The sequence below is a fragment of the Edaphosphingomonas haloaromaticamans genome, from assembly GCF_001853345.1.
GTDB lineage: Bacteria > Pseudomonadota > Alphaproteobacteria > Sphingomonadales > Sphingomonadaceae > Sphingomonas_E > Sphingomonas_E fennica.
Genome location: NZ_MIPT01000001.1, coordinates 3,491,751 through 3,515,768, shown reverse-complemented (window position 1 = coordinate 3,515,768; position 24,018 = coordinate 3,491,751). Strand labels below are relative to the sequence as shown.

The 24,018-nt window shown below is 67.0% G+C and carries 27 protein-coding genes and 1 tRNA gene; 12 read left to right on the top strand and 16 right to left on the bottom strand.

Annotated elements, in window-relative coordinates; all coding sequences use genetic code 11:
- The first annotated feature begins 129 nt into the window (after positions 1-129).
- The 3 genes from BHE75_RS16290 (at position 130) to BHE75_RS24755 (ending at position 794) form a co-directional block, all read left to right on the top strand.
- A tRNA-Thr gene (locus BHE75_RS16290) sits at positions 130-205 on the top strand.
- Positions 206-353: 148 nt separating this feature from the next.
- Positions 354-476 carry a hypothetical protein gene (locus tag BHE75_RS25235; RefSeq protein ID WP_302622710.1) on the top strand — a complete coding sequence of 41 codons (123 nt, stop codon included), beginning with the start codon at positions 354-356 and terminating at the stop codon, positions 474-476.
- Positions 477-521: 45 nt separating this feature from the next.
- Positions 522-794, top strand: a complete 273-nt coding sequence (locus tag BHE75_RS24755; RefSeq protein WP_217494731.1) for a hypothetical protein — start codon at positions 522-524, stop codon at positions 792-794.
- A gap of 51 nt (positions 795-845) precedes the next feature.
- On the opposite strand, the gene BHE75_RS16280 is transcribed toward BHE75_RS24755, so the two are convergent.
- The 5 genes from BHE75_RS16280 to BHE75_RS16260 all read right to left on the bottom strand — a co-directional run bounded on the left by BHE75_RS16280 (position 846) and on the right by BHE75_RS16260 (position 8,504).
- Positions 846-2,093, bottom strand: a complete 1,248-nt coding sequence (locus BHE75_RS16280; protein ID WP_070934484.1) for an FAD-dependent oxidoreductase — start codon at positions 2,091-2,093, stop codon at positions 846-848.
- Positions 2,094-2,330: 237 nt separating this feature from the next.
- Entirely contained in the window at positions 2,331-5,528 is a 3,198-nt protein-coding gene (locus BHE75_RS16275) for a TonB-dependent receptor domain-containing protein (RefSeq protein WP_254684471.1), read from the bottom strand.
- Between the two features lie 372 nt (positions 5,529-5,900).
- On the bottom strand, positions 5,901-6,893 hold the full coding sequence (locus BHE75_RS16270) for a FecR family protein (protein ID WP_070934482.1): 993 nt from the start codon (positions 6,891-6,893) through the stop codon (positions 5,901-5,903).
- Positions 6,886-7,413 (bottom strand): RNA polymerase sigma factor, encoded by a 528-nt coding sequence (locus tag BHE75_RS16265; RefSeq protein ID WP_015457895.1) that lies wholly within the window; start codon positions 7,411-7,413, stop codon positions 6,886-6,888. Before BHE75_RS16265 ends, BHE75_RS16270 begins: the two co-directional genes overlap by 8 nt.
- A gap of 281 nt (positions 7,414-7,694) precedes the next feature.
- The gene (locus BHE75_RS16260) at positions 7,695-8,504 is read right to left on the bottom strand and encodes a TetR family transcriptional regulator (protein ID WP_070934481.1); all 810 of its coding nucleotides are present in this window, start codon (positions 8,502-8,504) and stop codon (positions 7,695-7,697) included.
- Positions 8,505-8,637: 133 nt separating this feature from the next.
- On the opposite strand from BHE75_RS16260, the gene BHE75_RS16255 reads away from it, so the two are divergent.
- Complete coding sequence (locus BHE75_RS16255) at positions 8,638-9,132, top strand: DUF2147 domain-containing protein (protein ID WP_254684470.1); 495 nt, start codon at positions 8,638-8,640, stop codon at positions 9,130-9,132.
- Between the two features lie 32 nt (positions 9,133-9,164).
- Positions 9,165-9,860, top strand: coding sequence for a pentapeptide repeat-containing protein (locus BHE75_RS16250; RefSeq protein WP_070934480.1), 696 nt, complete (start codon positions 9,165-9,167; stop codon positions 9,858-9,860).
- Between the two features lie 56 nt (positions 9,861-9,916).
- On the opposite strand, the gene BHE75_RS16245 is transcribed toward BHE75_RS16250, so the two are convergent.
- Together BHE75_RS16245 and BHE75_RS16240 are read right to left on the bottom strand one after the other, a co-directional pair.
- Positions 9,917-10,747, bottom strand: a complete 831-nt coding sequence (locus BHE75_RS16245; protein WP_070934479.1) for an alpha/beta fold hydrolase — start codon at positions 10,745-10,747, stop codon at positions 9,917-9,919.
- Between the two features lie 168 nt (positions 10,748-10,915).
- The gene (locus BHE75_RS16240; protein WP_191225209.1) at positions 10,916-11,167 is read right to left on the bottom strand and encodes a hypothetical protein; all 252 of its coding nucleotides are present in this window, start codon (positions 11,165-11,167) and stop codon (positions 10,916-10,918) included.
- A 140-nt stretch (positions 11,168-11,307) separates the two neighbouring features.
- Between BHE75_RS16240 and BHE75_RS16235 the strand changes: the two genes are divergently transcribed.
- Positions 11,308-12,012 carry a spermidine synthase gene (locus tag BHE75_RS16235; protein ID WP_070934478.1) on the top strand — a complete coding sequence of 235 codons (705 nt, stop codon included), beginning with the start codon at positions 11,308-11,310 and terminating at the stop codon, positions 12,010-12,012.
- Positions 12,013-12,099: 87 nt separating this feature from the next.
- Here the strand turns inward: BHE75_RS16235 and thiL are convergent, their stop codons facing one another.
- The 6 genes from thiL to BHE75_RS16205 are packed head-to-tail and all read right to left on the bottom strand — an operon-like array spanning position 12,100 to position 16,723.
- Positions 12,100-13,050: a thiamine-phosphate kinase gene (thiL, locus tag BHE75_RS16230; RefSeq protein WP_070934477.1), complete on the bottom strand. Its 951-nt coding sequence runs from the start codon at positions 13,048-13,050 to the stop codon at positions 12,100-12,102.
- Positions 13,051-13,087: 37 nt separating this feature from the next.
- Complete coding sequence (nusB, locus tag BHE75_RS16225; protein WP_015457887.1) at positions 13,088-13,555, bottom strand: transcription antitermination factor NusB; 468 nt, start codon at positions 13,553-13,555, stop codon at positions 13,088-13,090.
- Entirely contained in the window at positions 13,552-14,838 is a 1,287-nt protein-coding gene (hisD, locus tag BHE75_RS16220; protein ID WP_070934476.1) for a histidinol dehydrogenase, read from the bottom strand. Before hisD ends, nusB begins: the two co-directional genes overlap by 4 nt.
- On the bottom strand, positions 14,828-15,502 hold the full coding sequence (hisG, locus tag BHE75_RS16215) for an ATP phosphoribosyltransferase (RefSeq protein ID WP_070934475.1): 675 nt from the start codon (positions 15,500-15,502) through the stop codon (positions 14,828-14,830). Before hisG ends, hisD begins: the two co-directional genes overlap by 11 nt.
- 13 nt (positions 15,503-15,515) lie before the next feature.
- Entirely contained in the window at positions 15,516-16,424 is a 909-nt protein-coding gene (locus BHE75_RS16210; RefSeq protein ID WP_070934474.1) for an alpha/beta fold hydrolase, read from the bottom strand.
- Positions 16,421-16,723 (bottom strand): BolA family protein, encoded by a 303-nt coding sequence (locus BHE75_RS16205; protein ID WP_070934473.1) that lies wholly within the window; start codon positions 16,721-16,723, stop codon positions 16,421-16,423. Before BHE75_RS16205 ends, BHE75_RS16210 begins: the two co-directional genes overlap by 4 nt.
- Positions 16,724-16,768: 45 nt before the next feature.
- Between BHE75_RS16205 and BHE75_RS16200 the strand changes: the two genes are divergently transcribed.
- The 3 genes from BHE75_RS16200 to cobT are packed head-to-tail and all read left to right on the top strand — an operon-like array spanning position 16,769 to position 20,278.
- The gene (locus tag BHE75_RS16200) at positions 16,769-17,365 is read left to right on the top strand and encodes a J domain-containing protein (protein ID WP_015457882.1); all 597 of its coding nucleotides are present in this window, start codon (positions 16,769-16,771) and stop codon (positions 17,363-17,365) included.
- A gap of 32 nt (positions 17,366-17,397) precedes the next feature.
- On the top strand, positions 17,398-18,402 hold the full coding sequence (cobS, locus tag BHE75_RS16195; RefSeq protein ID WP_015457881.1) for a cobaltochelatase subunit CobS: 1,005 nt from the start codon (positions 17,398-17,400) through the stop codon (positions 18,400-18,402).
- A 37-nt stretch (positions 18,403-18,439) separates the two neighbouring features.
- The gene (cobT, locus tag BHE75_RS16190; RefSeq protein WP_015457880.1) at positions 18,440-20,278 is read left to right on the top strand and encodes a cobaltochelatase subunit CobT; all 1,839 of its coding nucleotides are present in this window, start codon (positions 18,440-18,442) and stop codon (positions 20,276-20,278) included.
- Positions 20,279-20,369: 91 nt separating this feature from the next.
- Here the strand turns inward: cobT and BHE75_RS16185 are convergent, their stop codons facing one another.
- A complete protein-coding gene (locus BHE75_RS16185; RefSeq protein WP_015457879.1) occupies positions 20,370-20,798 on the bottom strand; it encodes a glycine zipper 2TM domain-containing protein in 429 nt (142 codons plus the stop codon).
- 222 nt (positions 20,799-21,020) lie between these two features.
- Here BHE75_RS16185 and BHE75_RS16180 point away from each other — a divergent pair, with 222 nt between their 5' ends.
- Positions 21,021-21,992, top strand: a complete 972-nt coding sequence (locus tag BHE75_RS16180) for an esterase-like activity of phytase family protein (protein ID WP_070934472.1) — start codon at positions 21,021-21,023, stop codon at positions 21,990-21,992.
- Between the two features lie 30 nt (positions 21,993-22,022).
- Here the strand turns inward: BHE75_RS16180 and rpmB are convergent, their stop codons facing one another.
- Entirely contained in the window at positions 22,023-22,307 is a 285-nt protein-coding gene (gene rpmB, locus BHE75_RS16175) for a 50S ribosomal protein L28 (RefSeq protein WP_015457877.1), read from the bottom strand.
- 175 nt (positions 22,308-22,482) lie between these two features.
- Here rpmB and BHE75_RS16170 point away from each other — a divergent pair, with 175 nt between their 5' ends.
- Together BHE75_RS16170 and BHE75_RS16165 are read left to right on the top strand one after the other, a co-directional pair.
- Positions 22,483-22,749 carry a hypothetical protein gene (locus BHE75_RS16170; RefSeq protein ID WP_015457876.1) on the top strand — a complete coding sequence of 89 codons (267 nt, stop codon included), beginning with the start codon at positions 22,483-22,485 and terminating at the stop codon, positions 22,747-22,749.
- A gap of 79 nt (positions 22,750-22,828) precedes the next feature.
- Positions 22,829-23,257, top strand: coding sequence for a nucleoside deaminase (locus BHE75_RS16165; RefSeq protein WP_254684554.1), 429 nt, complete (start codon positions 22,829-22,831; stop codon positions 23,255-23,257).
- A 62-nt stretch (positions 23,258-23,319) separates the two neighbouring features.
- On the opposite strand, the gene BHE75_RS16160 is transcribed toward BHE75_RS16165, so the two are convergent.
- Positions 23,320-23,994: an OmpA family protein gene (locus BHE75_RS16160; protein WP_015457874.1), complete on the bottom strand. Its 675-nt coding sequence runs from the start codon at positions 23,992-23,994 to the stop codon at positions 23,320-23,322.
- Positions 23,995-24,018 lie beyond the last annotated feature (24 nt).

Here is a 24,018-nt window from a genome sequence, read left to right as displayed (position 1 = left end):
GGAATGCCTGAACCCGGCACATGGCGCGGTTGTGGTTTAATTTCGGTAAATCATTGCCGCCGCCGACAAAGCGAAGGAACGCGCTTGTCAGGCCCGATAGGCGCTGGTAGAGGGCCGCCCACCTGCTGCGCCGCTTTAGCTCAGCTGGTAGAGCATCGCATTCGTAATGCGAGGGTCACAGGTTCGAGTCCTGTAAGCGGCACCACCTTAAAGCCTTTGATTATCCGGCGTTGGCGGCAGATCGCTTGCCGCGGCTGTTGGCCGGATCAACGATTCTGCTATCGCGCCGGGATCGCAATAGCGCAGCGCATTGGCTTCCACCCCTACGGCGCGGATCTCGCAGAATTGTGGACATGAACGCACGTCCACATGCCATCATCTCGGGAATCGTCGTCGAAGATCTCGACGGAGCGATTGATTTCCTTCGCGAACTCGGCCTCGAGCTCGAAGGGCGGGCCACGATCGCAGGAGAATAGGCCGGGCGTGTCACCGGACTGGGCGACCAGCATGTCGAGATCGCGATGATGCGCGCACCGGACGGCCACGGCCGGCTCGAGCTCTCCCGCTTTCTCGCGCCGCCTGTCGTCGCGGATCACCGGAGCGCGCCGGTCAACGCCCTGGGCTATCTCCGCGTCATGTCCGCCGTGGACGACATTGACGAGACGCTCGAAAGGCTCCGCACGCGCGGCGCGCAACTCGTGGGCGAAGTCGTCCGGTATGAAGACGCCTATCGCCTCTGCTACATTCGCGGGCCGGAGGAGCTTCTCGTCGGACTCGCCCAGGAACTCGGCTGAACGCAATGGGGAGATGAACGGCGAGGAGCCGCGCGTCCGGGGGTGTCCCGCTCAGGCGGCTTCGCGGAGCGGCGTGCGATGCGACGGGGCGGCCGGCCCGTCGAGGCCAAGCGGCCGCAGCGGATCGCCGATCAAGCCGCTGACCATCGCGGCCTGTATCCAGGTTGCGGGCCATAGCCTGGACAGCGGTCCGACGAGCCGGTCGCGGATGAAAGGCAGCATATGGCTGTCGGATTGGTAGACCGGCGTGAACAGCGCGGTGAGCCGTTGGTAGAGATGCACGTGCCGCCGCCGCCGCTCGACCGCGCGGGCAATGCCTTCCGCAACGTCCGCGGTTTCGCGGAGCCCCTTCGCGAGCGCCCAGGCATCGAGCAGCGCCATGTTGGCGCCCTGGCCCAGTTGCGGGCTCGCCGAATGCCAGGCGTCGCCGATATGGATCAGCGCGGGTTCGGCCGGGTGTCGCAGCGTCCGATGGGCATAATGCGCGAAGGTAAGCTGGTCGGGATCGACGATCTGATCGAGCAGGCGCGCGCAGGCCGGCCAGAGCGCCAGAACCTCGGCCTTCCAGGCATCCAGCCCGGCGTCGCGCCATGCCTCCAGCCGATCGGCGCGCAGCGACCAGAAGAAGGCGGCCTGCGCGCGTCGGGCATCGGGCGGCGTGCCGATCGGGAGCACGCCGACCATCATGCTCGCCCGGCGATAGCGCTGTTCGAGCGCCGTCTCGTCGAAATCCGGCGCGTCCGGCCAATCGAGGCTGGCCCACAAGGCGCCATAAGCCAGCGCCCGCCCGGTCGGCGGGGCGAGCGGGGTCCGCGTTCCCAGCGCATCGACAACCAGATCGAAGGGGCCGGCTGCATCACCCCCGGAGAAGCGGAGACGGCGGCGCCCGGCCGTGCCCAGATCGCTTCCGGCTATGGTCCGTCCGGTCGCGATCGGTATGCCGGCCGCCGTCACCGCATCGTGGAGCAGCGCGAACAGGCGCGCGCGGTGGATGCCGATCCCGAAAGCGGCTTTCCGCCCGAGCGCGGCATAATGGACGTCGAGCACGATCGAGCCCCTGGGGCCCGCCTGTCCCGTCAGCCTGTCGATCCGCGCGCCGTTTTGGATGGCTGCATCGGCGAGGCCCATCCGTTCCAGCACGGCAAGGCCGGTCGGCTGGATCATCAGGCCCGATCCGATCGGGCGAGGCGCCTCGAACCGGTCGAACAGCGTCACCCGATGGCCGTCGCGCCGCAGCAGCAGCGCCGCGGCCAGCCCCGCCGGCCCACAGCCGGCCACGGCGATGTCGATACCCCCCATGCGCCCATCGCTAGCGCGAAAATCCGGTCCGGCCAATGGCGGACGCTGACGGATGCAGGGTTTGGGAAAGGCGCTTCTCGTGCCGGGAGCGGGAGCAAGGGGCGGGCGGGGCGACGTGGGTGGCCGTCGCCCCGATCCTTCGCCGCGTGCGAGGGACGCGGATCATGGTAAACGGCGGCCGGCGGCGCGCTGTGATCCGGGTCACGATGACCGCAAACTGCTCCAGATGCCGGTGCCTCAGAACCTCTTGGAAACGTTGAACCCGATGATGCGCGGATCGGCGTAGAACGTGTTGGCCGGCAAGCCGATATCGTCCGCGCTCAGGAATACATCCGTTATCGGTTGATCGTTGAGCACGTTCTTCACGTAGAACTGAAAAGCGAGATCGTCCTTTGGCCGCGCGAAGGTGACAGACAGGTTCAGATTGCCCCAGCTCTTCAGGCGATCGAATTCCGTGTTGTAGACGCGGGCATAGCTTTTGCTCTGGCGATAATAATCTCCCCGGAACGTCAGTTCCCAATCATCGCTGTCCAGGAAGAAAGTATATTCCGCGCCAACGTTGAAGGTCAGATGAGGGGAATTCGGTAATTCATTGCCTTCCAGATCGGCATCAAAGCCACGGCCGGCATTTGGAGCTTCTGCCAGCGGATCATAGGCGAACCCGAATAGCTGCCAAAGCTGAAGGCTGCCATTTGAAGGAATGTCTGGGTTGTAATGCGCGATTCCCGTCGATCCCGGGCAAAGGGATGCCAATGCTATAGGTCCTAAAAACGAGAAATATGGTGAATTTATAACAGCTTCCACATGCTCGCGGGGGGCGACGCAGTTGGATGGAACCTGCAGCCATGGGCGCAGGACCACCCAATCGTCATTGCCCTGGGTGCGGTTCATGACGTCGATAGATTTCGCGCCTTTCTTGAGGCTGGTATCGAGGTAGCCCAGATTCGCATTCAGCCGAAAGGCACGGGAAGAACGCCAAACGGTTTCCAGTTCAAGGCCCCAGCTTTTGGCGCCGAAGTTTTCGGTTTGCGTGATGCGATCGGTGACCTGGGAGACTTGGTAATCCTTATAGTCATAGTAAAATGCGGTTGCGTTGAACGTAATCTTGCCGCCGTCGAAGCTATTCTTCGTGCCGATTTCAAAGGCGTTGACATATTCCGGTTTGAATCGATCCGGCAGCGGCAGATATTGGACGACAATCGGATTGAAATCCACGCGAGGGGGATTGGCTCCGCCCGCTTTGTATCCACGTGATGCGGATGCATAAATCAACGTGTCGTCGGTGAAACTGATGTCGGGTTTCCAGTCTGCGACGATCCGTCCCGTGAATTTCCCCCAATTTTGCTTGATATCCTCTAACGCCGGATATCCGCTGTCCACCTTGCCTCCCGTCGGGATCGAGCTGCTCAGGAGTAGCTGGCTTGGAATCTGGGAAGCGGTTTTCCTGTCCTCGGTATAGCGGAGCCCAAGCGTTACCTTCAGTTGATCTGCCGCCTGCCAATATGTCTCGCCAAACAAGGCCCAGGATTTTGTCCTGACATTGTTGCGGCTGAGGAAATAATTATGTCCGTTGTCATCCAATTGGCCTAGAGGATTAGTGTCGACGTAGGGGCGTCCTACGCAATCGGGATTGCTGTTTCCTAGCGGGCAATCATACAGGGTTATTCTGGGTGGCGTTTCATAGTCGGTAAAGCTATTCTTGTTATAGGAATATTGTGCGAGAAGATTGAATAAATTGCTGAATGCATAATAATCGTCTTGCGTTTTGAAGTCGAGATAATTGGCGCCGATGTTAATGTTGACCGGTCCAGTCCAATCCGATTGCAGTCGCAGCTCCTGCGTCCATTGCCTGGTTCGGGTGCGATTGAGGTCCATCGTCAACATGCGATCCGAAGGGCCGAGCTGAGGGTCGGTATAGACGCCGCCTGGCAGGGGCGTTGGACCCTCGAAGGGAATATTGAAGATATTGACGATTCCATCGGACGCATTGAACAGCGGATTGGAGACAAAACGATTATAATCCTGGGAAGAATACCAGCGGTCTCGGCTGTAGGCGCTTTGTGAGACGAGCTTCAGCCCATCTTGCATCTCCAGTTCCATGTTCAGTTGCACGATATCGTTCTTGGCCCGAAAAACCGGATCAACCGCTGTCGCTATTCTGCGCGGGTCGCGTGATTGCGTTATGCCCTCATAGGGATCGCCGGCTTTTATGAAGCCGACCTGTGGGCCGGCAAAAGGGTCTCCGGGCGCTCCCGGAGCAAAGCCCAATCCCAGATCCTGGCCCACCAAGATGAAGGATAGGCTTCCCGCGTTCGGAACCCCGAAAGCGGCATCGGTATATAATGATTTTGGCAGGCAGCCTTGGCTCAGACGGCCTCGAATGCTTTCCGGAACAATAGTGTTGCCCACCATTTCCGGGCCTGGGTCGGTGGTGCACAGTGCCTTGCCGGTGCGGGAGCGGTCGTCATCCTCGTTGAAATGTTCCCAGATGACGTTCGCCTTGAAGCGATCGCTGGGCTCCCATTGCGCGGAAAGGCGCGTCGACCAGAGATCGCGCCCGTTCACCCGGTTGCGGGTGAACTCGTTATAATCGAAACCCTCGCGCTTGGTGTAGGCGCCCGCGCCGCGGATCGAGAACGTATCGGTCAGCGGGATATTGAGCATCCCGCTCACCCGGCGGGTCTCATAGTTTCCCACCTCGCCCTTCAGTTCGCCCTCAAACTCACCGGTGGGCAGCGCGGGGAAGATGTTGACCACGCCGCCGGTGGCGTTGCGGCCGTAGAGCGTGCCCTGCGGGCCGCGCAGCACCTCCAGCCGGGAGGTGTCGAAGAATTCCTGCTCGAACAGGCGATTCCGGATCAGCGGCGTATTGTTGTAGCTCACCGCCACGCCCGGATCGCTCGACGAGTTCAGCGCCTTGGTGCCGATGCCGCGAATGCCGATATTGTACATGCTCGAAAAGCTTTTCGAGAAGTTCAGGTTGGGCGCGGTCCGCATCAGATCGCCGCCGCTTTCGATCTTCTGGCGGTCGAGCATCTTGCCGGTGATCGCGGTGATCGCGATCGGCACGTCCTGCATCCGCTCCTCACGCTTCTGCGCCGTCACCACGATGTCGAGCGATTCCGCGGGGGTGGCGGCGCCCGTCGCGCCTTCCGGGCTGGCGACGATGGCATAGCCGGTCGCGGTGCGGATATAGCGCAGGCCGGTCCCTTCCAGCAGCGCGCGCAGCGCATCTTCTTCCGATCGCTTGCCCGATAGCCCGCGGCTCTTCTTGCCGGCCACGATCGCCGGATCGAAGGCAATGTCGCGTCCGGTTTCCAGCGCGAACTTGCGGATCGCGCCGCCGAGGCCCTGGGCGGCGATCGCATAATCGCGCAGGTCGGCGGCCGAAGCATATTGCAATGGAACCGATGCGCACAGGGCGGCACCCGCCATCAACGCCAATCGGAACGCGGCACCTCGATTTCGGAACATTGATATCCCCCTCATTTTATTCCGGCATTGCTTCCGCCGGTTTCGATCGTTCGCAGTCTCAGGGACGCAACGCCGGGCGGATACCTCAATCGTCTTGAAAAATATTCTTAGGGCTAGTCGAATATCCCACGGCCGGAAGGCCCCGGGCCTCCGTGGGGGAGGCCCGGGCAGTATGGAGAGGAGGCGAGAGCGAAGCGGCCCTCGCACCATTGCTGGGACGCAGCTGTGAGCGAATACCTCAGGCCGGAACATGCTTTGCGCGCAAGAAGGCCGGATTTTCGCTGCGGAGCAGGCCGGTCGCGCCGACGCGGGGGAAGGGGAGACGGGCGGGGTTCAGCCGGCCGGCGAAAGGATGATGGTGTCCGCGCCCGAATGGGAAAGCCTGACCGGGAAGATGGCGGCGACGGTCTCGGCGAACGCCTCTGGCTGGCGGGTGTGGAAAACGCCGGAAATCTTCATCCGGCCCAGCGCGGGATCGGCCAGCACGACCTTGCGGGCGCCGTAACGGTTGATCTCGGCAACGGCCGTCGCCAGCGGGGTGGCGTCGAACATCAGCCGCCCAAACCGCCAGGCCTGCGCGCGCTCGGGATCGACCTTGCCGACCGCGACGGCGGCGGCCGGCGTCAATCGCGCCTGCTCGCCCGGTTCCATCTGGACGACGGGCAGGCCGGGCTTGCGGACGGTTACTTTTCCCTGCGCCAGGAAGATGCGGGTTTCCGTCCCCTCCTGCCGCACGCTGAAGGCGGTGCCCAGCGCGCGAACTTCGTTCCGGCCGGCAAAGACGCGGAAGGGGCGGGCGGCATCCTTGGCGACCTCGAAGAACGCCTGGCCGGATATCAAGGTCAGCCGCCGTTCCCCGTCGGTCAGCCGGGCTTCGATCGCGCTGTCTGTATCCAGGGTCACCACCGATCCGTCTGCCAGCGTGACGCTGCGCTGCTCGCCGGGGGCGGTGGCATAGCTTTCCGTCCGCTCGCCCAGCATCGGTGCGCCGATCACCACGGCCAGGCAGGCCGCCGCTGCCGCCGCCAGCCCATAGCCGATGAAGCGCCGTCGCTGCGGGAGGCGGGCCTCGTCTTCGTGCGAACCTTGCAGGGCGCCTTCCTGCAGGGCCGCCCGCGCCGCCGGATCGCCGGCCAGGGTGCCCACCGCATCCCACAGCTGCTGCTGTTCGGCATAGGCCCGGCGATGGGTCTCGTCCTGGGCCAGCCATGCGTCCAGCGCGGCCTGATCGCCCGGCGTGCGCTGATCGGAACCCATGCGCGCAACCCAGCGCGCGGCGCGCGCGGCGGTCAGCGATTGCCCGTTCCTGTTCCCCGATTCAGCCATTTTGCCCGAATCTCGCATGCAAATGGGCGATGACCTTCATCATATGCTTTTCGACCGCGCTCACCGATATGCCAAACCGGGCCGCGATCTCGCTATAGCTCGCCCGATCGAGCCGGTTCAGCAAAAACATCTCCCGCGTCCGCGCCGGCAGTTCGGCAAGCGCCGCCGACAGCCGGGCGAGCGCCTCCCTGTCTTCAAAGACGCGCGCGGGCGTGGGCTCCTCACTCGGCGCGTCGAAATCGTCGATCGGCAGGTGCCGGTCCTCCTGGCGGACGCGTGCGCGCCGCCGCCGATCGGCGAGGACCGAGCTTGCCACCCGGAAGAGATAGGCGTCGGGATTCTGCACGTTGGCGGTGCTGCTGCCGTAAAGGCGGGCGAAACTTTCCTGCGCGCAATCCTCGGCGGCTTCGTGATCCAGCCCGCGCTTGCGGAACCATTGCACCAGCGGCCGGCGATAGCGCGCCGCCAGGGCCTCATGGACGACGGACTCCTCCTCCCGGCTTTCGCCGCGCGCTGCCATGGCCGCCTCTCCTCCGGCGCTTCCCGGCCCCGCATGGAGGCCGGAGGTGCCGCTGCCCATTTTGTTTTTCCTGTGCGGAAAGGCAGCGCTTCCGCATGAACCCGTTACGCCGAACCCCCTGATCGCCGGGAGTTTTCTGGTGATGCAAGTTTACGCGCACGCTGGATCATGGCCGGATCGCCTCTTCCCCCGGGGGCAATCCGGCCCGCCCCGTCGCGATCCTTCCCGATGCCTGCGCCTTTGGCAAGAGGGTTTCCGATATCATTTCGGAAATTGGTGATTCAGGCTTTCGCCTTGGCCGATTTCGGCCGTCCCTTCGCCGGTGCCCGCCGCCGCGCGGCGTTCCGCGCCGGCTGGTCCTCGTCCGTCGCGGCCGTCGGGGCGGGGATCTTCCGCTCCGCCCAGACCAGCGTCTCGCCGCGCTTGCGGGCGATATCCTCGATCACCGGGCGCAGCAGTTCCTCCACCATGTCCATCGGGGTGGCATAGGCTTCCACCCCCTCGCGCATCAGCGGCAGGGCGTCGTCGTCGAAATGGGTGAAGGCCTGCTGCAGCATCCGGCTGCTCGATCCGTCGCGCGCGGCCGCCGCGCGATCGCGGCAGAGGGTGATCGCGCCGCCCAGGGTGACCGCGCCGACGCTGCGCCAGGTCGCCACCGCCTCCGCGACGGTGAATCCGCGCGCGACCAGCACCGCGACGAAACGTTCGGTCAGCGCCAGCTCGCGCTCGATGCCGCCGCCGCCGTCCATCACCTGCAGGATGAGGTGCGGTTCGCTGGCCAGCACGTCGCGCAGGCTGGTGGCATATTCGATGAGATAGTCGGCCCAGTGCTGCTCCCGGTCGCCGGGCAGGTCGACCACCGAGAGCTGATGGTCGATCGCCAGCCTCAGCAGCTCGTCCCGATTGTCAACATATTGATAGAGCGTCGATATGCTGACGCCGAGATGCTCGGCCACCCGCGCCATGCTGAAATGGTGGAGACCGATCTCGACCGCCGCGGCGATCACCTGTTCGCGCGATACGCTCCGCGGACGCCCAACGCTGCCGGACGATTTGTTGAGCCACTTCGCATTCCAGCCTCTGTTGGCCATAAAATCCTATTTACGAAAGCATTTCGAAAAAGATATTAGAATGGCCTGCCGGGCTTGTCGAGACGCGCGGGCCGATGGCGCGCGCCGTTCGGCGCTTTTGCAATCAAACATATGAAAAACAAGGAGAGTCGTGATGAGGATCGCTGAGATCAACCCATTGCTTTCCGGCTTCCGGCGGGTCGGGTGCGGGGCAGGCGGGCGCCTGTCGGCGGCGGCGCTGCTGGCGATTCTGCCGCCAGTGGGCGTTCATGCTGCCGAGGCAACCGCGCCAGCCTCGGTGCTGGGCCTCTGGCGCTCGCAGGATCGCGGCGGCACCATCGAGCTTTACAATTGCGGCCCGGCGGTCTGCGGCCGCATCCTCGACGGTCCGACGCTCCGCGCCAATCCCGACCTGCGCGACGTCAAGAATGGCGACAAGGCGCTGCGCACCCGCCCGGTGAAGGGCCTGCGCGTGTTCGACGGCTTCACCGGCGGCCCCACCCAATATAAGGGCGGCTCGCTCTATGATCCCGAAAGCGGCTGGGGCACCAAGACCGGCTATCTGACGCTCAAGGACCCCAATACGCTGGAAGTGAAGGGCTGCGTCGCCTTCTTCTGCCAGTCCGAAATCATGCTGCGCATTCGTTGACGCCGGGCGCCGCGCGGGGGATTGGGGTGGGGATGGCCGATGATCTCTTCTCCCGACGCACGCTGAGCGGCCTCGAACTCGCCGGCGCGGATATCGGGAAGCTGGCGGCCGGCTCCTCGCCTGTCCACCTTATCGATTGCGTGCTGGACGAGGCGGAGCTCGGCAAGCTCGACTTCACCGGCTGGGTGTTCGAACGGTGCAGCCTGCGCCGCGCCGATCTGGCCGCGGCCATTCTGGAAGGAACGCGCTGGCAATCCTGCCGGGGCGCTTTCGCCACGTTCGCCGGCGCCGATCTGACGGAGGCGGCCTTCGCATCCTGCGATTTCAACAATGCCGTGTTCCGCCGGTCGAACCTGACGTCGGCTTCCTTCCGGGGCTGCAAGCTCACGGGGGACGACCTGTCCGACATCCGGGGCGTGGATGCTTCTTTCGAGGAAACGCTGCTGATCGGCGCCAAGCTGGCGGGACATTCCTTTCGGGGGCAGGTGCTGCGCAAGCTGGACCTCGCCCAGGCCGATCTGCGCAACTGCGATTTCCGTGATGCGCTGTTCGAGGATTGCAGCCTGCGGGAGGCGAACATGGCTGGATCGCGCTTCGCCGGTGCCGACCTGCGGGCGGCGGACATAAGCGGACTGCGGCTGGGCGATGCCGCCCTGTTCCGGGGCGCCACCATCTCGCGCGATCAGGCCGGGCAGCTTCTGGGCGAGCTGGGGCTCGATGTCAGATGAGCAAGCTGTAGGGCGGGGCGGTGGCGCCCCTGCCCCACACCCACGCCTCTTTCAGGTCAGCTTCGGACGAAGGCCAGCAGGTCCGCATTGATGATGTCGGCATGGGTGGTGCACATGCCGTGGGGCAAGCCATCATAGGATTTGAGCGTGCCGTTCTTCAGCAGCTTGGCCGAAAGCGGGCCGGCATCCGCATAAGGGACGATCTGGTCGTCGGTGCCGTGCATCACCAGCACGGGCACGTCGATCTGCTTCAGGTCCTCGGTGAAGTCAGTCTCGGAAAAGGCCTTGATGCAATCATAATGGGCCTTGGCGCCGCCCGCCATGCCCTGTCGCCACCAGTTCCAAATGACGCCCTGATCCACCTTCGCGCCGGGGCGGTTGAAGCCGTAGAAGGGGCCCGACGGCACATCGACATAGAATTGCGCGCGATTGTCGACCAGCGCCTTGCGGAAGCCGTCGAAGACCTCGATGGGCAGGCCGCCGGGATTGGCATCGGTCTTCACCATGATCGGCGGCACCGCGCCCACCAGCACCGCCTTGGCGACGCGGCCCGGTTCCGCGCGGGCGACATAGCGCGCCACCTCGCCCCCGCCGGTAGAATGGCCGATATGGATGGCATTCTTCAGGTCCAGCGCCTTGGCCAGCGCGATCACGTCGGCGGCATAGGTATCCATCTCGTTGCCGGTATCGGTCTGGGTCGACCGACCATGGCCGCGCCGATCATGGGCGATCACGCGATAGCCATGGCCGAGGAAGAACAGCATCTGGTTGTCCCAGTCGTCGGCGCTCAGCGGCCAGCCGTGATGGAAGACGATCGGCTGCGCGTCCTTCGAACCCCAATCCTTGTAGAAAATCTCGGTGCCGTCGCTGGTAGTGATCGTGCCCACGATGGATTCTCCTCGCTAGCGGGGCGCCGGGATCGTCACCCTCGCGGCGAGTTTCATACACCGTCCAGGCCCTTCGCCGAACGGGGAAACCGACCGCGATCGCGAATCCGGGGCGAGGGCGATCGCGGGCCGGAGCCTGTCGGAAGCGACGGCGCAACGCGCCCCGATTCAATCGGGGGTGCCGGCGCCCTTCCTCGCCATCGGCCATTCGCCGGTGGGTTCCGCATAGGCTTCCAGCTCGCGCCAGTGGCGGTCCCAGCCGGGGCCGCGCCGTGCGACGGGCACCTCCTGCTCCACCCGCAGCCGCGCGCGGGTGACCGGATTGGCGATAGGGTGGCGCAGGCGATCCACGATATCGCCCACGCCGGCTATCGGGTCCCCGGCATTATCGGTCGGCGGTTCGGGATCGGCATCGGTCATTCCCGCTGCCTATCGCCTGTCGGCGGGCCGGGCAATGTGGAGGGTGGCTTCCGGGCAAGGGAAATCGCGCGGCGCCTGTTTCGCCGGGGGGCGATCTCGTCCATGCGGGGCCGGCACGGCGCGAATCGGAAGGCAGGCACATGCAGCAGCGCGNACTTATCGGAACGGCGATGGTGCCGGGCGGCGAACAGTTGCGGCTGTTCCGGCGCGGCGGCGATTTCATGATCGTGCTCGACCGCAACGAACTGATGAGCAGCCGGATGAGCGGATCGGAAGATGCGCTGGCGGTGATGACGTGCGATCGGCTGGGCAAAAGGCCGGCGCCCAACCTGCTGATCGGGGGCTATGGCATGGGCTTCACCCTGCGGGCGGCGCTGGCGGTGCTGGGCCGCGACGCGCGCGTCACCGTGGCGGAGCTGGTGCCGGAAATCATCGAATGGGCGCGCGGGCCGATGGCCGATCTCGCCGCCGGCTGCCTGGATGATCCGCGCGTCAGCCTGTTCCAGGGCGATGTCGCGGCGCTGATCCGCAATCCGCCCCGCAAGTGGGATGCCATCCTGCTCGATGTCGATAACGGGCCCGATGGCCTCAGCCGGGTGGGCAATGACTGGCTCTATTCGATGCCGGGGCTGGCCGCCGCGAAGGCCGCGCTCGCGCCGGGCGGCATATTGGGGATATGGTCCGCCGCACCCGACAAGGCCTTCACCCGCCGGCTGGGGGAGGCAGGCTTCGCCGTCGACGAAGTGGTCGTCCGCGCCCGCGGCAACGGCAAGGGGCCGCGCCACGTGATATGGTTCGCCAAGACGGCTTCGGGGCGGAAGGGGCCGCCTGCCGGACCGCGCTGACAGGTCGGGTTCGGTGCGCTATGCGGCTTGCCCGGCGACCGGAATATGTGGGAAAGGCACGTCGCCGGAAGGGGCGGCCATCCTTCCTTACCCGTCATGCTCGAAACCCAGCCGGGCAGGCAGCGGCAGTGGCTCGCCCCGATCGTTCAGGCGGATACCCGCGCCCGCGGTGAAGGTGCCGACCGGGCTGATCGGCAGGCCGGCTTGCTCGGCTGCCGCCCGGATCGCTTCCTGTGCCTCAATGGGGGCGGCGATCAGGAGTTCGTAATCGTCGCCGGCTGATGCGGCGGCGATGCGGGCCTCGCGGCCATCGCCGGCGGTGGCGCGCAGCGCGGGGGAGAGGGGGATGGCTTCCAGCGCGATCTCGATCGCGACGTCGCTGGCCGCAGCCATGCGGGCGGCGTCGATCAGCAGCCCGTCCGACATGTCGGCCATGGCATGCGCCAGCGGGGCGAGGGCCGCGCCGAGGCCGAGGCGGGGCACGGGTCGGCGATAGCGTTCGAGCAGCGCCGCCGGGCCGTTCGCGACACCCCGGGCGATGGCGAGGCCGATGCCGGCGTCGCCCACGCTGCCCGTCACCCACAGCCGGTCGCCGGGCCGCGCCCCCGCGCGGGATGGTGCGCCCGATGCCGGGGCCTGGCCGATCGCGGTCAGCCCCAGCGTGCGCGGTGCGGTTGCCGGCATCGCCACGGTGTCGCCACCCAGCAGCGGCAGGCCGAAGGTCGTCAGTGCCCGCGCCAGCCCCTCGGCAAAGGCCGCATCCCAGCCGGGATCGCCGGTGAAGCCATATCCCATCAGCGCGCCGATCGGCGCGGCGCCCTTGGCGGCGAGATCCGAAAGATTCACCGCCACCAGCTTCCACGCCACGTCGCCGGGCGGATCGGTGGGCAGGAAGTGCACGCCTTCCACCAGCATGTCGTGGGTCAGCACGATTTCGCCGGAAAGCGGCAGCACGGCGGCGTCGTCCGCCAGCCCGCGCGCGGCGGGGTGGGTGGCGATCGCGCGCAGCCGGGCGATGAAATCGGCCTCGCGGGTCATGCGCCCCGCCTCCCTCCCTGCTGCGGGAGGGCGGGGATCATCCCCGCGCCGCCTTGGCCACCGCGTCGAGCAGGCCGTTCACGAAGCCCTTTTCGCGCTTGTCGTAGAAGGCGTCGGCCACGTCGACATATTCGCTGATCACGGTCGCGGTCGGCACGTCGATGCGGGCGATCAGCTCATAAGTGCCGGCGCGCAGGATCTGGCGCATCGGCTTGTCCAGCCGTTCCAGCGACCAGCCGGCGGCCAGCTTGGCGGTAATCGCCGCGTCGATCTCTTCCCGCCGCGCATCGACGCCGCGCACGAGATCGTCGAAGAAATCGGTCTCGGCGTGCGCATAGGTCACGTCCTCGATCGTGCGGCCCAGCCGGTGCTGGTGGAACTCGTCCAGCAGCTTGGGGATGGGGGTCTTCTCCATCTCATGCTGGTAGAGCGCCTGCACGGCGAAGAGCCGGGCGGCGCTGCGGGCGCGCGAACGCTCGTTGGTCTTGGCGTTGGTCTTGGTCATAATCTCACAGCTACAGATCGGGCGTGGGCGGGCAAGCCCTCGGCTTCGGCCAGCGCCACGGCGGCGGGGCCGATGCGGGCGATGGAGGCGGCGTCGCAGGCAAGGAAGCTCGTCCGCTTCATGAAGTCGAGCACGGAAAGCCCGGATGAAAAGCGCGCGCGGCGGCCGGTGGGCAGCACATGGTTCGGCCCGCCCACATAATCGCCCACGGCCTCCGGCGTATAGCGGCCGAGGAACACCGATCCGGCATGGCGCACGGCGGCGAACAGCGGCTCGGGGTCGGCCAGCGCCAGCTCCAGATGCTCGGGCGCCAGCCGATCGATCAGGGGCGCGCTTTCCAGCAGGTCGCCAACAAGGATGATCGCGCCATTGGCCGCCCAGCTCGCGGAGGCGGTGGCACCCGTGGCAAGCGTGCCGAGCTGCCGTTCCACCTCGGCCGCCACCGCATCGGCGAAGGCGGCATCGTCGGTGAACAGGATGGACTGGCTGGTCGGGTCGTGCTCGGCTTGGCTCAGCAGGTCGGCGGCGATCCAGGCCGGATCGTTCGCGCCATCGGCCACCACCACGATTTCCGACGGGCCGGCCACCATGTCGATGCCGACCACGCCGTAAAGCTGGCGCTTCGCCTCCGCCACCCAGGCGTTGCCGGGGCCGACCACCACGTCCACCGGCGCGATCCGATCGGTGCCATAGGCCAGCGCCGCGATCGCCTGCGCGCCGCCCACACGCCACACCTCGTCCACGCCGGCAATCTCGGCGGCAGCCAGCACCAGCGGGTTGGTCTCGCCCTTGGGCGTCGGCGTCACCATCGCCAGCCGCTCGACGCCGGCCACCCTGGCGGGAATGGCGTTCATCAGCACGGAGGAAGGGTAGGCGGCCCGCCCGCCGGGGACGTAGAGACCTGCGGCATCCACCCCGCGCCAGCGCGCGCCCATGCGGACGCCGGCGGCGTCCACCGTCTCGCTGTCCGCCGGGCGCTGGGCGGCGTGGTAGGCGCGGATGCGCTCCGCCGCCAGTTCGAGCGCGGCGCGCAGATCGGGAGTGAGGCCGGCGAGGGCTGCCTGCCGTTCCGCCTTCGGCACCTGCCAGCCGGTGACGTCGAGGTCGTGGCCGTCGAACCGGCGGGTCAGCTCCGCCAGCGCGGCATCCCCGTGCGCGCGGACATCGGCGCGGATCGCGGTGACGGCGCGGGATACATCCTCGTCCGCCTCGCGCCGCGCATCGACCAGCGCATCGAAGGCGGCGGCGAAGCCCGCATCGCGGCTGTCGAGCCTAAGCGGCATCCTGCTGCCCTTCCTCCGCCACCAGCGCGCGGAACGCCTCGACCAGCGGCGCGATCTCCTCCGCGCGGGTCTTGAAGGCGGCGCGGTTCACGATCAGCCGGGCGGAGACCTCGCAAATCGTCTCCACCTCGACCAGGCCGTTTTCCTTGAGGGTGCGGCCGGAGGAGACGAGGTCGACGATGCGGCTGGCGAGGCCCAGCACGGGGGCGATTTCCATCGCGCCGTTCAGCTTCACGCATTCGGCCTGCACGCCGCGCGCGGCGAAGTGGCGGCGGGTGAGGCCGGGATATTTGGTGGCGACGCGGACGTGGCTCCATTCGCGCGGATCGTCGCCGGCGGCCATCTCCACCGGCTCCGCCACCGAAAGCCGGCAGCGGCCGATGCCGAGATCGACGGGGGCGTAGATCTCCGAATAATCGAACTCGTCCAGCACGTCCGATCCGACGATGCCGATCTGCGCCGCGCCATGGGCCACGAAGGTCGCGACGTCGAAGGCGCGCACCCGGATCAGCCCGATATGGGGCTGATTGGTGGCGAAGCGCAGCGCGCGGCTGTCCTCGTCCGAAAAGGCGGCTTCGGGCACGATGCCGACGCGCGCGAGCATCGGCAGTGTCTCCACAAGGATGCGCCCCTTGGGAATGGCAATGATGATCGGATCGGCCATGGCGCGGGCGGGCTTAGTCGCTCGGGCGCGTCTCCGCAAGGAAGGCGCGGATCGCGGCGGTTACGGCGGCGGGCCTTTCCCACGGCACGAAATGGCCGGCATCCTCGATCGGCACGATGCTGAGATCGGGCACCAGCGGGCCGAGCCCTTCGATCTGGCAGGGCAGCAGCGCCTTGTCCCGCATCCCCCAGATCACCAGCGCGGGCATGGCGAGCGGCGGGAAGGGGGCGTCGATCCAATCGGGCCGCTCCACCGTTTCGCCGATCGCCGGCACCACGATCCGCGACGCGCGATACCAGTTGAGCATGCCGGTGAGGGCGCCCGGCTGGCGCCACTGATCGAGGTAGATCGCCCGTTCCCCGGCATCGATGGCGCCGGCCTGCACATGGGCGGCGAAGCTTTTGTCGAAGAAGGCCTCGATCCCCATCTCCGCGACGCGCGCCTCCATGCCGGGATCGCGGAAGGCCAGCATATATTGGGATGCGGCGCGCTGGGCGGAATCGTCGATCAGGCTTTTCTGGAAGATCAGCGGGTGGGGCGCATTGGCGATGACGAGCCGGGCGATGCGATCGGGATGGCGCAGCGCCGCCGCCCAGGCCGCGGCCCCGCCCCAGTCATGGCCGATCAGGGTGAAGCGGGCGAAGCCCAGCGCGTCCGCCAGCGCGAGCAGATCGGCGACGACATGCTCGACGGCATAGTCCGCCACGTTGGCCGGCTTGGACGATCGCGCGAAGCCGCGCTGGTCGGGCGCGGCGACGGCATGATCGGCGGCGAGGTTCGCCATCTGGTGGCGCCATGTCCGCGCCGATTCGGGAAATCCGTGGAGGAAGACCAGCGGATCGCCTTTGCCCTCGCCGCCGAGCGTGACGTCCAGCTCCACCCCGGTGGGAAGCGCGAAGCGCTGGCGGCGAAGCTCCGTCACGCCGCCTCGGAGGGCGCGCGGGCGCGGATGGCGAGCGCGTGGACGCGATCGCGCAGAAGATCGGCCAATGCGGCGTTGACCGCGCGCTGGCGGGCCACGCGATTCTGCCCCTCGAACGCGGCGGCAACGATCTCCACCGTGAAGTGCGATTCGCCGCGCGCATCGTGCCCGGCATGGCCGCGATGCTTCTCGCTGTCGTCGATCACCGCCAGATGATCGGGCGACAGGGCGGCGGTCAGGCGGCTGGCGATTTCGGCGGCGACGGGGCCGGGGCGGGAGGCGGTGGGAATATCGATCATCGGGCCTATATAGCCCGATCGAGGCCAAGGGAGTGAGACGTAAAGTTGGCGGACGGCGGCGAACAGCGGCGGAGACAGGATCGGTTCCACGGGCGGATCGGCACGGGCGACAGGCCCTGCGCGCATCCCGGCTGCATGGAGCCGGGCGAGTTCCGCGTGCCCGGCATCACGCGGCCCGGTTTCGACGGGCCGGGCGAATGGCGCTGGATGTGCCTCGATCATGTGCGCGCGTTCAACGCCGGCTATAATTTCTTCGACGGCATGACCGCCGACGAGATCGAGAATGCGCAGCGCCCTTTCGCCGGCTGGGAACGGGAGACGCGCGCCTTTTCGACATCGGCGGCGGGCGCCGGCCCGCGCTGGGCGGATTTCGTCGATCCGCTGGATGCGATCGGCGCGCGCTATGCCGAGGCGCGGGCGGCGCGGCCGGACGGGCGGCCGCTGGGCGAGGGCGATCGCCGCGCGCTGCAGGTGCTGGGGCTGAAGGCCGATGCCGACCTGAAGGCGATCCGCAAGCGTTATACGGAACTGGTCCGCCGTTATCATCCTGACCGCAATGGTGGCGACAGGCGCCACGAGAAGGCTTTGCAGGATGTGATCAGCGCCTATACGCATCTGAAGGCCGCACCCGCCTTCGCCTGATTCAGTTCGAGAGTAGAGCCCGAGAGCGAGATATGTCCGATCTGCCCAACATCCAGCCCGACAGCCGCGCCGCCACGGTGCTCGATGCCCCCGACAAGATGGTGAAGGTGCGCGACCTGTTCGGCATCGACAGCGACATGGAAGTGCCGGCCTTCTCCGAGGCGGACGAGCGGGTGCCCGATCTCGATCCGGCCTATGTTTTCGATCCGGATACCACGCTGGCGATCGCGGCGGGCTTCGCCTTCAACCGCCGCGTGATGGTGCAGGGCTATCACGGCACCGGCAAGTCGTCCCACATCGAGCAGGTGGCCGCCCGCCTCAACTGGCCGTGCATCCGCATCAACCTCGACGCGCATATCAGCCGCATCGACCTGATCGGCCGCGACGCCATCGTGCTGCGCGACGGCCAGCAGGTGACGGAATTCCGTGAAGGCCTGCTGCCCTGGGCGCTGCAGACGCCGACCGCGCTCGTGTTCGACGAATATGATGCCGGCCGCCCGGACGTGATGTTCGTGATCCAGCGCGTGCTGGAGACGGAGGGCAAGCTGACCCTGCTCGATCAGAACCGCGTGATCCGGCCCAACCCGCATTTCCGCCTGTTCGCCACCGCCAACACGGTGGGCCTGGGCGACACGACGGGCCTCTATCACGGCACCCAGCAGATCAACCAGGGCCAGATGGACCGCTGGAACATCGTCGTCACGCTCAACTATCTGCCGGCGGCGACCGAGGCGCAGATCGTGCTCGCCAAGTCCGGCGAATATGACAAGCCGGACGGCAAGAAGGTGGTCGACAACATGGTGAAGGTGGCGGACCTGACCCGCCAGGGCTTCATCGCCGGCGATATCTCCACCGTCATGTCGCCGCGCACGGTGATCAGCTGGGCGCAGAACGCGCTGATCTTCAACGATGTCGGCTTCGCCTTCCGCCTGAGCTTCCTCAACAAGTGCGACGAGGCGGAACGGCCGCTGGTGGCGGAATATTATCAGCGCGTGTTCGGCAAGGACCTGCCGGAAAGCGTGGTGGGCAAGGCGTGAGGACGCCCCGCCCATCCGTGGGCCGGTGGAGGCGCGGATGACCCAGCAGACCCCGCTCGAAGCCTTCCGCCAAGTGCTGGGGGGCACGGCGCGCGCGCTTTCGCACGAGCCGGAGGCGGAGGTCGGCTATGCCGCCGATGCGCCGCAGGCTTATGGCAAGGCCATCAAGGTGCCGATGCCGGCCCGGTCGCTGCCGGCCGAGCAGGTGGCCGAGGCGCGGGGCTTCGCCGATGGGGCGGCGCTGCGCCTCCGGCACCATAATACCGCATTGCACGCCCGCAACGCGCCGGCCGAGGCGGTCGCCCGCGCGGCCTTCGATGCCGTGGAGCAGGCGCGGGTGGAGGCGATCGGATCGCGCGCCATGGAAGGCGTGCGGGCGAACCTTGCCCATGCGCTGGACCTGCGGCTGAAATCCGATCCGCTGGTCCGCGCGCGCAGCCGGGACGAGGTGCCGCTGTCCTCGGCGCTGGGCCTGCTGGTGCGCGAGCGGCTGACGGGCCAGCCCGTGCCGGAATCGGCGCGGCAGGGCCTGGCTTTGGTGCGGGACTGGATCGAGGAGAAGGCCGGGCACGATCTCGACGCGCTCGGCCTGGCGCTGGACGACCAGGCTGCCTTCGCCCGGCTCGCCACCCGCCTGCTCGAGGATCTCGAGCTGGTCGAGGGCGAGATGACGCCCGATGACGAGCAGGAGGCCGGCGAGGAAGGCGAGGGCGACGATCAGGACGAGGGCGAGGACGGCGAGGACCAGCAGGACGACGGCTCCGGCCAGTCCGATGCGCCGATGGAGGCCCGCGCCGAGGCGAGCGAGGATGCCGAGGACGACGGCGAGAGCGTCGACATGGACGAGGATTCGCTTTCCGAAATGGAAAGCGACAGCGGCGACGAAGGCGAGCAGGGCACCATGCCGGTGCGGCCGAACCGCCCGCTGGCCGATCTCGGCCCCCAATTCGACTACAAGGCCTATACCGAGGAATTCGACGAGGTCGTCGCCGCCAACGAGCTGTGCGACGAGGAGGAACTGACCCGGCTGCGCGCCTATCTGGACCAGCAGCTCGTCCACCTGCAGGGCGCCGTCACCAAGCTTGCCAACCGGCTGCAGCGCCGGCTGATGGCGCAGCAGAACCGGAGCTGGGATTTCGACCAGGAGGAAGGGCTGCTGGATGCGGCGCGGCTGGCCCGCGTCGTCATCGATTCGGCCCATTCCCTGTCCTACAAGGTCGAGCGCGAGACCGATTTCCGCGATACGGTGGTGACGCTGCTGATCGACAATTCAGGTTCGATGCGCGGCCGGCCGATCTCGATCGCGGCGATCTCCGCCGATATCATGGCCCGCACGCTGGAACGCTGCGGCGTGAAGACGGAGATATTGGGCTTCACCACCCGCGCCTGGAAGGGCGGGCAATCGCGCGAGAAGTGGCTGGCCAATGGCCGCCCGCCCGCGCCGGGGCGGCTCAACGATCTGCGCCACATCGTCTATAAGCGCGCGGACGAACCCTGGCGCCATGCCCGCAAGTCGCTGGGCCTGATGATGCGCGAGGGACTGCTCAAGGAGAATATCGACGGGGAGGCGCTGCTCTGGGCGCACAACCGGCTGATCAGCCGGGTGGAGGAGCGCAAGATCCTGATGGTCATCTCCGACGGCGCGCCGGTGGACGATTCCACCCTTTCAGTGAACAGCGGCGCCTATCTGGAAAAGCATCTGCGCCAGGTGATCGGCTGGATCGAGAACCGGTCGCCGGTGGAACTGGTGGCGATCGGCATCGGCCATGACGTGACGCGCTATTATGCCCGCGCGGTGACGATCATGGATGCGGAGCAGCTCGGCGGCACGATGGTGGAGCAGCTCGCCGGCCTGTTCGACGCCGCGCCTCGATAGGGCACCCGGACAGAATAAGGGCCGGAGCTCCACAGGAGCCCCGGCCCACCCCTCTCACGCTACACGAGGGATACGCAGATGCGGTTGTCGATCAGCAATCGCGGTCGATCGCGCGGCCGGCGAGCGCACCCACGCCCGCGCCGATGATGGCGCCGGTGGTGCCGTTGCCGCGATCGTAATAGCCGCCCGTATTCTTGCCGACCTCGTTGCCCAGCAGGCCGCCGGCGATGGCGCCGATGATGGTGCCGCCGGTGCCGCTGTCACGGCAGCGGCCGCGATAATAGCCGCGATCGGCATAATAGCCCCGGCCGCCGCCATAATAACGCTGGCCGCCATAATAGCGGGGAGAGCCGCGATAATAAGCTGGCCGGCCGCGATAATGGTTGCCGCCGCCGCGATAGTGGCCCTGGTTGCTATAGCCGTGATGGCCGCGATCATAGCCGCGCGCCTCGGCGGCGGCGGGGACCATGGTGGCTGCCGTCAGCGCCGCGACGGCGGAAAAAGCGATCGTCTTGAACATGTCTCTTTTCCTTGTCCTTGCCGCTGGCGCCTGGAGCGGGATTGCGTCCCGCGGCTGGCCGTCTTCGACATGCTGCCCTTATGCCGCGATTCGCGTGAGTTGTGGCTGAACGGGCCGGTTAGGTGGCGTTCAGCTTGGCGCGCGGGACACTCGGCATGGCGATTGCCCGGCGCGGGCGCCGACGATTCCCTTCGGCGGGGATCGGGCCTAGGAAGGCTGGCGATGCGGAAGATATTGATCCTGTGCGCGATGTTGCTGGCTGGCGGTTCAGTCGGGACGCCGGCGATGAACGAGGGCGGTGCCGCGATCGTGGCGAAGGCGGTGCCGCTCAACCCGCGCGATCCCGCGCGCACCCGGATCGGCGGGCTCGCCTATCTGGGCGGCTGGGTGCTGACGAGCGCGGACCGGCGCTTCGGCGGCATCTCCGCGCTGGCCGCCGACGGTGAGGACCTGATCGCGCTGGGGGACCGGGGCGGCATCTTCCGGATCAGCCTGCGCGGCAACCTGCCGCCGGCCGGCCGGGTGATCGGCATGCTGCCCGATGGGCCGGCGGGGCGCGGCCGCGACAGCGAATCCCTCGCGCGTGGGCCGGGCGGCGCCTATTGGGTGGGGTTCGAGGGCGCGAATGCGATCTGGCGCTATGATCCGGGCCTTGGCCGCGCCACCGGCCATGTCGCGCCGGCGGCGATGGCGGAATGGCCGCGCAATGGCGGGCCCGAGGCGCTGGTGCGGCTGGCGGACGGCCGCTTCCTGGTCTTTTCGGAGGAGGCGAAAGGGCGGGTGGCCGGCAGCCGGGCGGCCCTGATGTTCGCGGGCGATCCCGTGGCGGGCGGGCGGGCGGACCGCTTCGATTATGTGCCGCCGGATGGCTATGTGGTGACGGACGCGCAGGCGCTGCCGGACGGGCGGCTGATCGTGCTCCACCGGCGGTTCACGCTGATGGACGGCGTTTCGGCAGTGATTTCGATCGTCGACCTTGCCGCCGTCCGGCCGGGGGCCGTCGTGCGCGGTCGGGAGATCGCCCGGCTGGCATCGCCGATGACGGTCGACAATATGGAGGCGCTGGCGATAACGCGGGATGCGCGCGGGGCGATCTTGTGGATCGCCTCCGACGACAATTTCAGCAGCATCCAGCGGACGCTGCTGTTGCGCTTCCGTCTCGATAAGGAGACCGCCCCTGAAACGGGGCGGTGACGCGGGCGGGGATGCCGCCCGCGCGGAAGATCAGGCCGCGGCCTTCTTCGCGATCTCGCGCTTCAGGCGGCGAGCGCGCAGCGACAGCTTGTCGTCGCTGGTCTTCAGCAGCCAGTTGTCCAGGCCGCCGACATGCTCGACCGAACGCAGGCCGTGCGTCGAAACGCGCAGCTTGACGCCTTCGCCCAGCGCATCGGAGATCAGCGTGACATTCTGCAGGTTCGGCAGAAAGGTCCGCTTGGTCTTGTTGTTCGCGTGGGAAACATTGTGTCCCACCTGCCGGCCCTTGCCGGTCAGCTCGCAGATGCGCGCCATGTCATTTCGTCCTAGGTGTTCGGTTGCCCGGAAAGTGGGCGCGGATAACTGCGATCGAGGGATTCGTCAACCGCAATGACCCTTGCGGATGCCCATGTCGTGCGAATGCATGGAATGCAACCGCCCGTCGCGCCCCTGCGTTGACCACCGGAACGGCATCGAAGGGAAGTGAAACATGCGGGCCCTTATCATAATCGGGATCATCGTCGTGCTGGCCGCGATCGGCGCTCTCGCCACCGGGCTGGTGGATATCAGCCAGACGCAGAAGGGACAGCTTCCCCGTATCGCGGTGGAGGGCGGACAGGCGCCCCGGTTCGACGTGAAGACCGCCGACGTGAAGGTCGGCACCACGACCAGGGACGTGGATGTGCCCCGGATCGATGTCGGCACGCGGAAGGAGGAGGTGAAGGTGCCGACGGTGGACGTCGATAAGAAGGACTGAGCTTTTCGATCCGACATCGCTCGCGCATCGGCTGCGGCCGGGCTACAGGCGGGCGATGAGCTTTCCCTTGCCCGAACCGATGCGCCTGGCGCTCGATCTCGCGCGCGCCGCCGCCGAGGCGGGGGAGGTGCCGGTGGGCGCGGTGATCGTGCGGGAGGGCAAGGTGGTCGCCACATCCGCCAATGCGATGCGCGGCGAATATGATCCCACCGCCCATGCCGAGATGCTGGCCATCCGCCGTGCCGCCGCCGCGATCGGCAACGAGCGGCTGGGCGATTGCGACCTGTGGGTGACGCTGGAACCCTGCGCCATGTGCGCGGGCGCGATCTCGCTCGCCCGTATCCGCCGGCTTTATTATGCCGCGCCCGATCCCAAGGGCGGGGCCGTGGCGCACGGGCCATTATTCTTCGCGCAGCCCACCTGCCATCATCGGCCCGAAGTCTATGCCGGGATCGGCGAGGGCGAGGCGGCGGCGATGCTCAGGGCCTTCTTCGCGGCCCGGCGCTGACCGGACAAAAAGAAGGGCGCCCCATGGACGCCCTCCCTTCGCGACCGTCAGGGCCGGCTCTGTCAGCTGCTGGTATCGGTGACGGGCACGATCTTGATCTCCACCCGGCGATTCTGGGCGCGGCCGTCCACCGTGTCGTTCGATGCGATCGGCTGGCTGGAGCCGAAGCCCTGCGTGCCGATCCGCGCCCGATCGACGCCGTGGGTGGCGAGATAGTCCGCCACCGATTTCGCGCGGTTCTGCGAAAGCGGGATGTTGATCGTATCGTTCCCGGTCGAATCGGTGTGGCCGTACACGTCCACATAGGTCTGGTTGTAGCTCGACAGTGTCTGCGCCACCTGATCCAGCGTGGAGCGGAACTGCGGCTCTACCGCATAGCTGTTGGTGGCGAAGGTGATGCCCGACGGGATGTTGAGCAGGATCTCGTCGCCCTGGCGCTTCACCTCCACGCCGGTGCCGGCCATCTTCTGGCGAAGCTCGCGCTCCTGCCGGTCCATATAGGCGCCGATGGCGCCGCCGGCGATCGCGCCGATGCCCGCGCCCACGATCATCTCGGTGCGATTATGGTGCCCGCCGACCAGTGCGCCCGCGCCCAGGCCGACCAGGGCGCCGCCGAGCGAGCCGATCCCCGCCTTCGACATCTTCTTCTCGCCCGTGACCGGATCGGTCGTGCAGGCCGAGGTCGTCAAGGCCGCAAGCGCCAGGCTCGCTCCGGCCAACTTGGTGCTGATCCGCATGGATTGTCCCTTTCCCTTCGCTGA

Bases quoted from the DNA above. Each gene is read 5' to 3' on its own strand.
- BHE75_RS25235 (WP_302622710.1), top strand. From the start codon at position 354: ATGAACGCACGTCCACATGCCATCATCTCGGGAATCGTCGTCGAAGAT.
- BHE75_RS24755 (WP_217494731.1), top strand. From the start codon at position 522: ATGATGCGCGCACCGGACGGCCACGGCCGGCTCGAGCTCTCCCGCTTT.
- BHE75_RS16280 (WP_070934484.1), bottom strand. From the start codon at position 2,093: ATGGGGGGTATCGACATCGCCGTGGCCGGCTGTGGGCCGGCGGGGCTG.
- BHE75_RS16275 (WP_254684471.1), bottom strand. From the start codon at position 5,528: ATGGCGGGTGCCGCCCTGTGCGCATCGGTTCCATTGCAATATGCTTCG.
- BHE75_RS16270 (WP_070934482.1), bottom strand. From the start codon at position 6,893: ATGGCTGAATCGGGGAACAGGAACGGGCAATCGCTGACCGCCGCGCGC.
- BHE75_RS16265 (WP_015457895.1), bottom strand. From the start codon at position 7,413: ATGGCAGCGCGCGGCGAAAGCCGGGAGGAGGAGTCCGTCGTCCATGAG.
- BHE75_RS16260 (WP_070934481.1), bottom strand. From the start codon at position 8,504: ATGGCCAACAGAGGCTGGAATGCGAAGTGGCTCAACAAATCGTCCGGC.
- BHE75_RS16255 (WP_254684470.1), top strand. From the start codon at position 8,638: ATGAGGATCGCTGAGATCAACCCATTGCTTTCCGGCTTCCGGCGGGTC.
- BHE75_RS16250 (WP_070934480.1), top strand. From the start codon at position 9,165: ATGGCCGATGATCTCTTCTCCCGACGCACGCTGAGCGGCCTCGAACTC.
- BHE75_RS16240 (WP_191225209.1), bottom strand. From the start codon at position 11,167: ATGACCGATGCCGATCCCGAACCGCCGACCGATAATGCCGGGGACCCG.
- thiL (WP_070934477.1), bottom strand. From the start codon at position 13,050: ATGACCCGCGAGGCCGATTTCATCGCCCGGCTGCGCGCGATCGCCACC.
- nusB (WP_015457887.1), bottom strand. From the start codon at position 13,555: ATGACCAAGACCAACGCCAAGACCAACGAGCGTTCGCGCGCCCGCAGC.
- hisD (WP_070934476.1), bottom strand. From the start codon at position 14,838: ATGCCGCTTAGGCTCGACAGCCGCGATGCGGGCTTCGCCGCCGCCTTC.
- hisG (WP_070934475.1), bottom strand. From the start codon at position 15,502: ATGGCCGATCCGATCATCATTGCCATTCCCAAGGGGCGCATCCTTGTG.
- BHE75_RS16205 (WP_070934473.1), bottom strand. From the start codon at position 16,723: ATGATCGATATTCCCACCGCCTCCCGCCCCGGCCCCGTCGCCGCCGAA.
- cobS (WP_015457881.1), top strand. From the start codon at position 17,398: ATGTCCGATCTGCCCAACATCCAGCCCGACAGCCGCGCCGCCACGGTG.
- cobT (WP_015457880.1), top strand. From the start codon at position 18,440: ATGACCCAGCAGACCCCGCTCGAAGCCTTCCGCCAAGTGCTGGGGGGC.
- BHE75_RS16185 (WP_015457879.1), bottom strand. From the start codon at position 20,798: ATGTTCAAGACGATCGCTTTTTCCGCCGTCGCGGCGCTGACGGCAGCC.
- BHE75_RS16180 (WP_070934472.1), top strand. From the start codon at position 21,021: ATGCGGAAGATATTGATCCTGTGCGCGATGTTGCTGGCTGGCGGTTCA.
- rpmB (WP_015457877.1), bottom strand. From the start codon at position 22,307: ATGGCGCGCATCTGCGAGCTGACCGGCAAGGGCCGGCAGGTGGGACAC.
- BHE75_RS16170 (WP_015457876.1), top strand. From the start codon at position 22,483: ATGCGGGCCCTTATCATAATCGGGATCATCGTCGTGCTGGCCGCGATC.
- BHE75_RS16165 (WP_254684554.1), top strand. From the start codon at position 22,829: ATGCGCCTGGCGCTCGATCTCGCGCGCGCCGCCGCCGAGGCGGGGGAG.
- BHE75_RS16160 (WP_015457874.1), bottom strand. From the start codon at position 23,994: ATGCGGATCAGCACCAAGTTGGCCGGAGCGAGCCTGGCGCTTGCGGCC.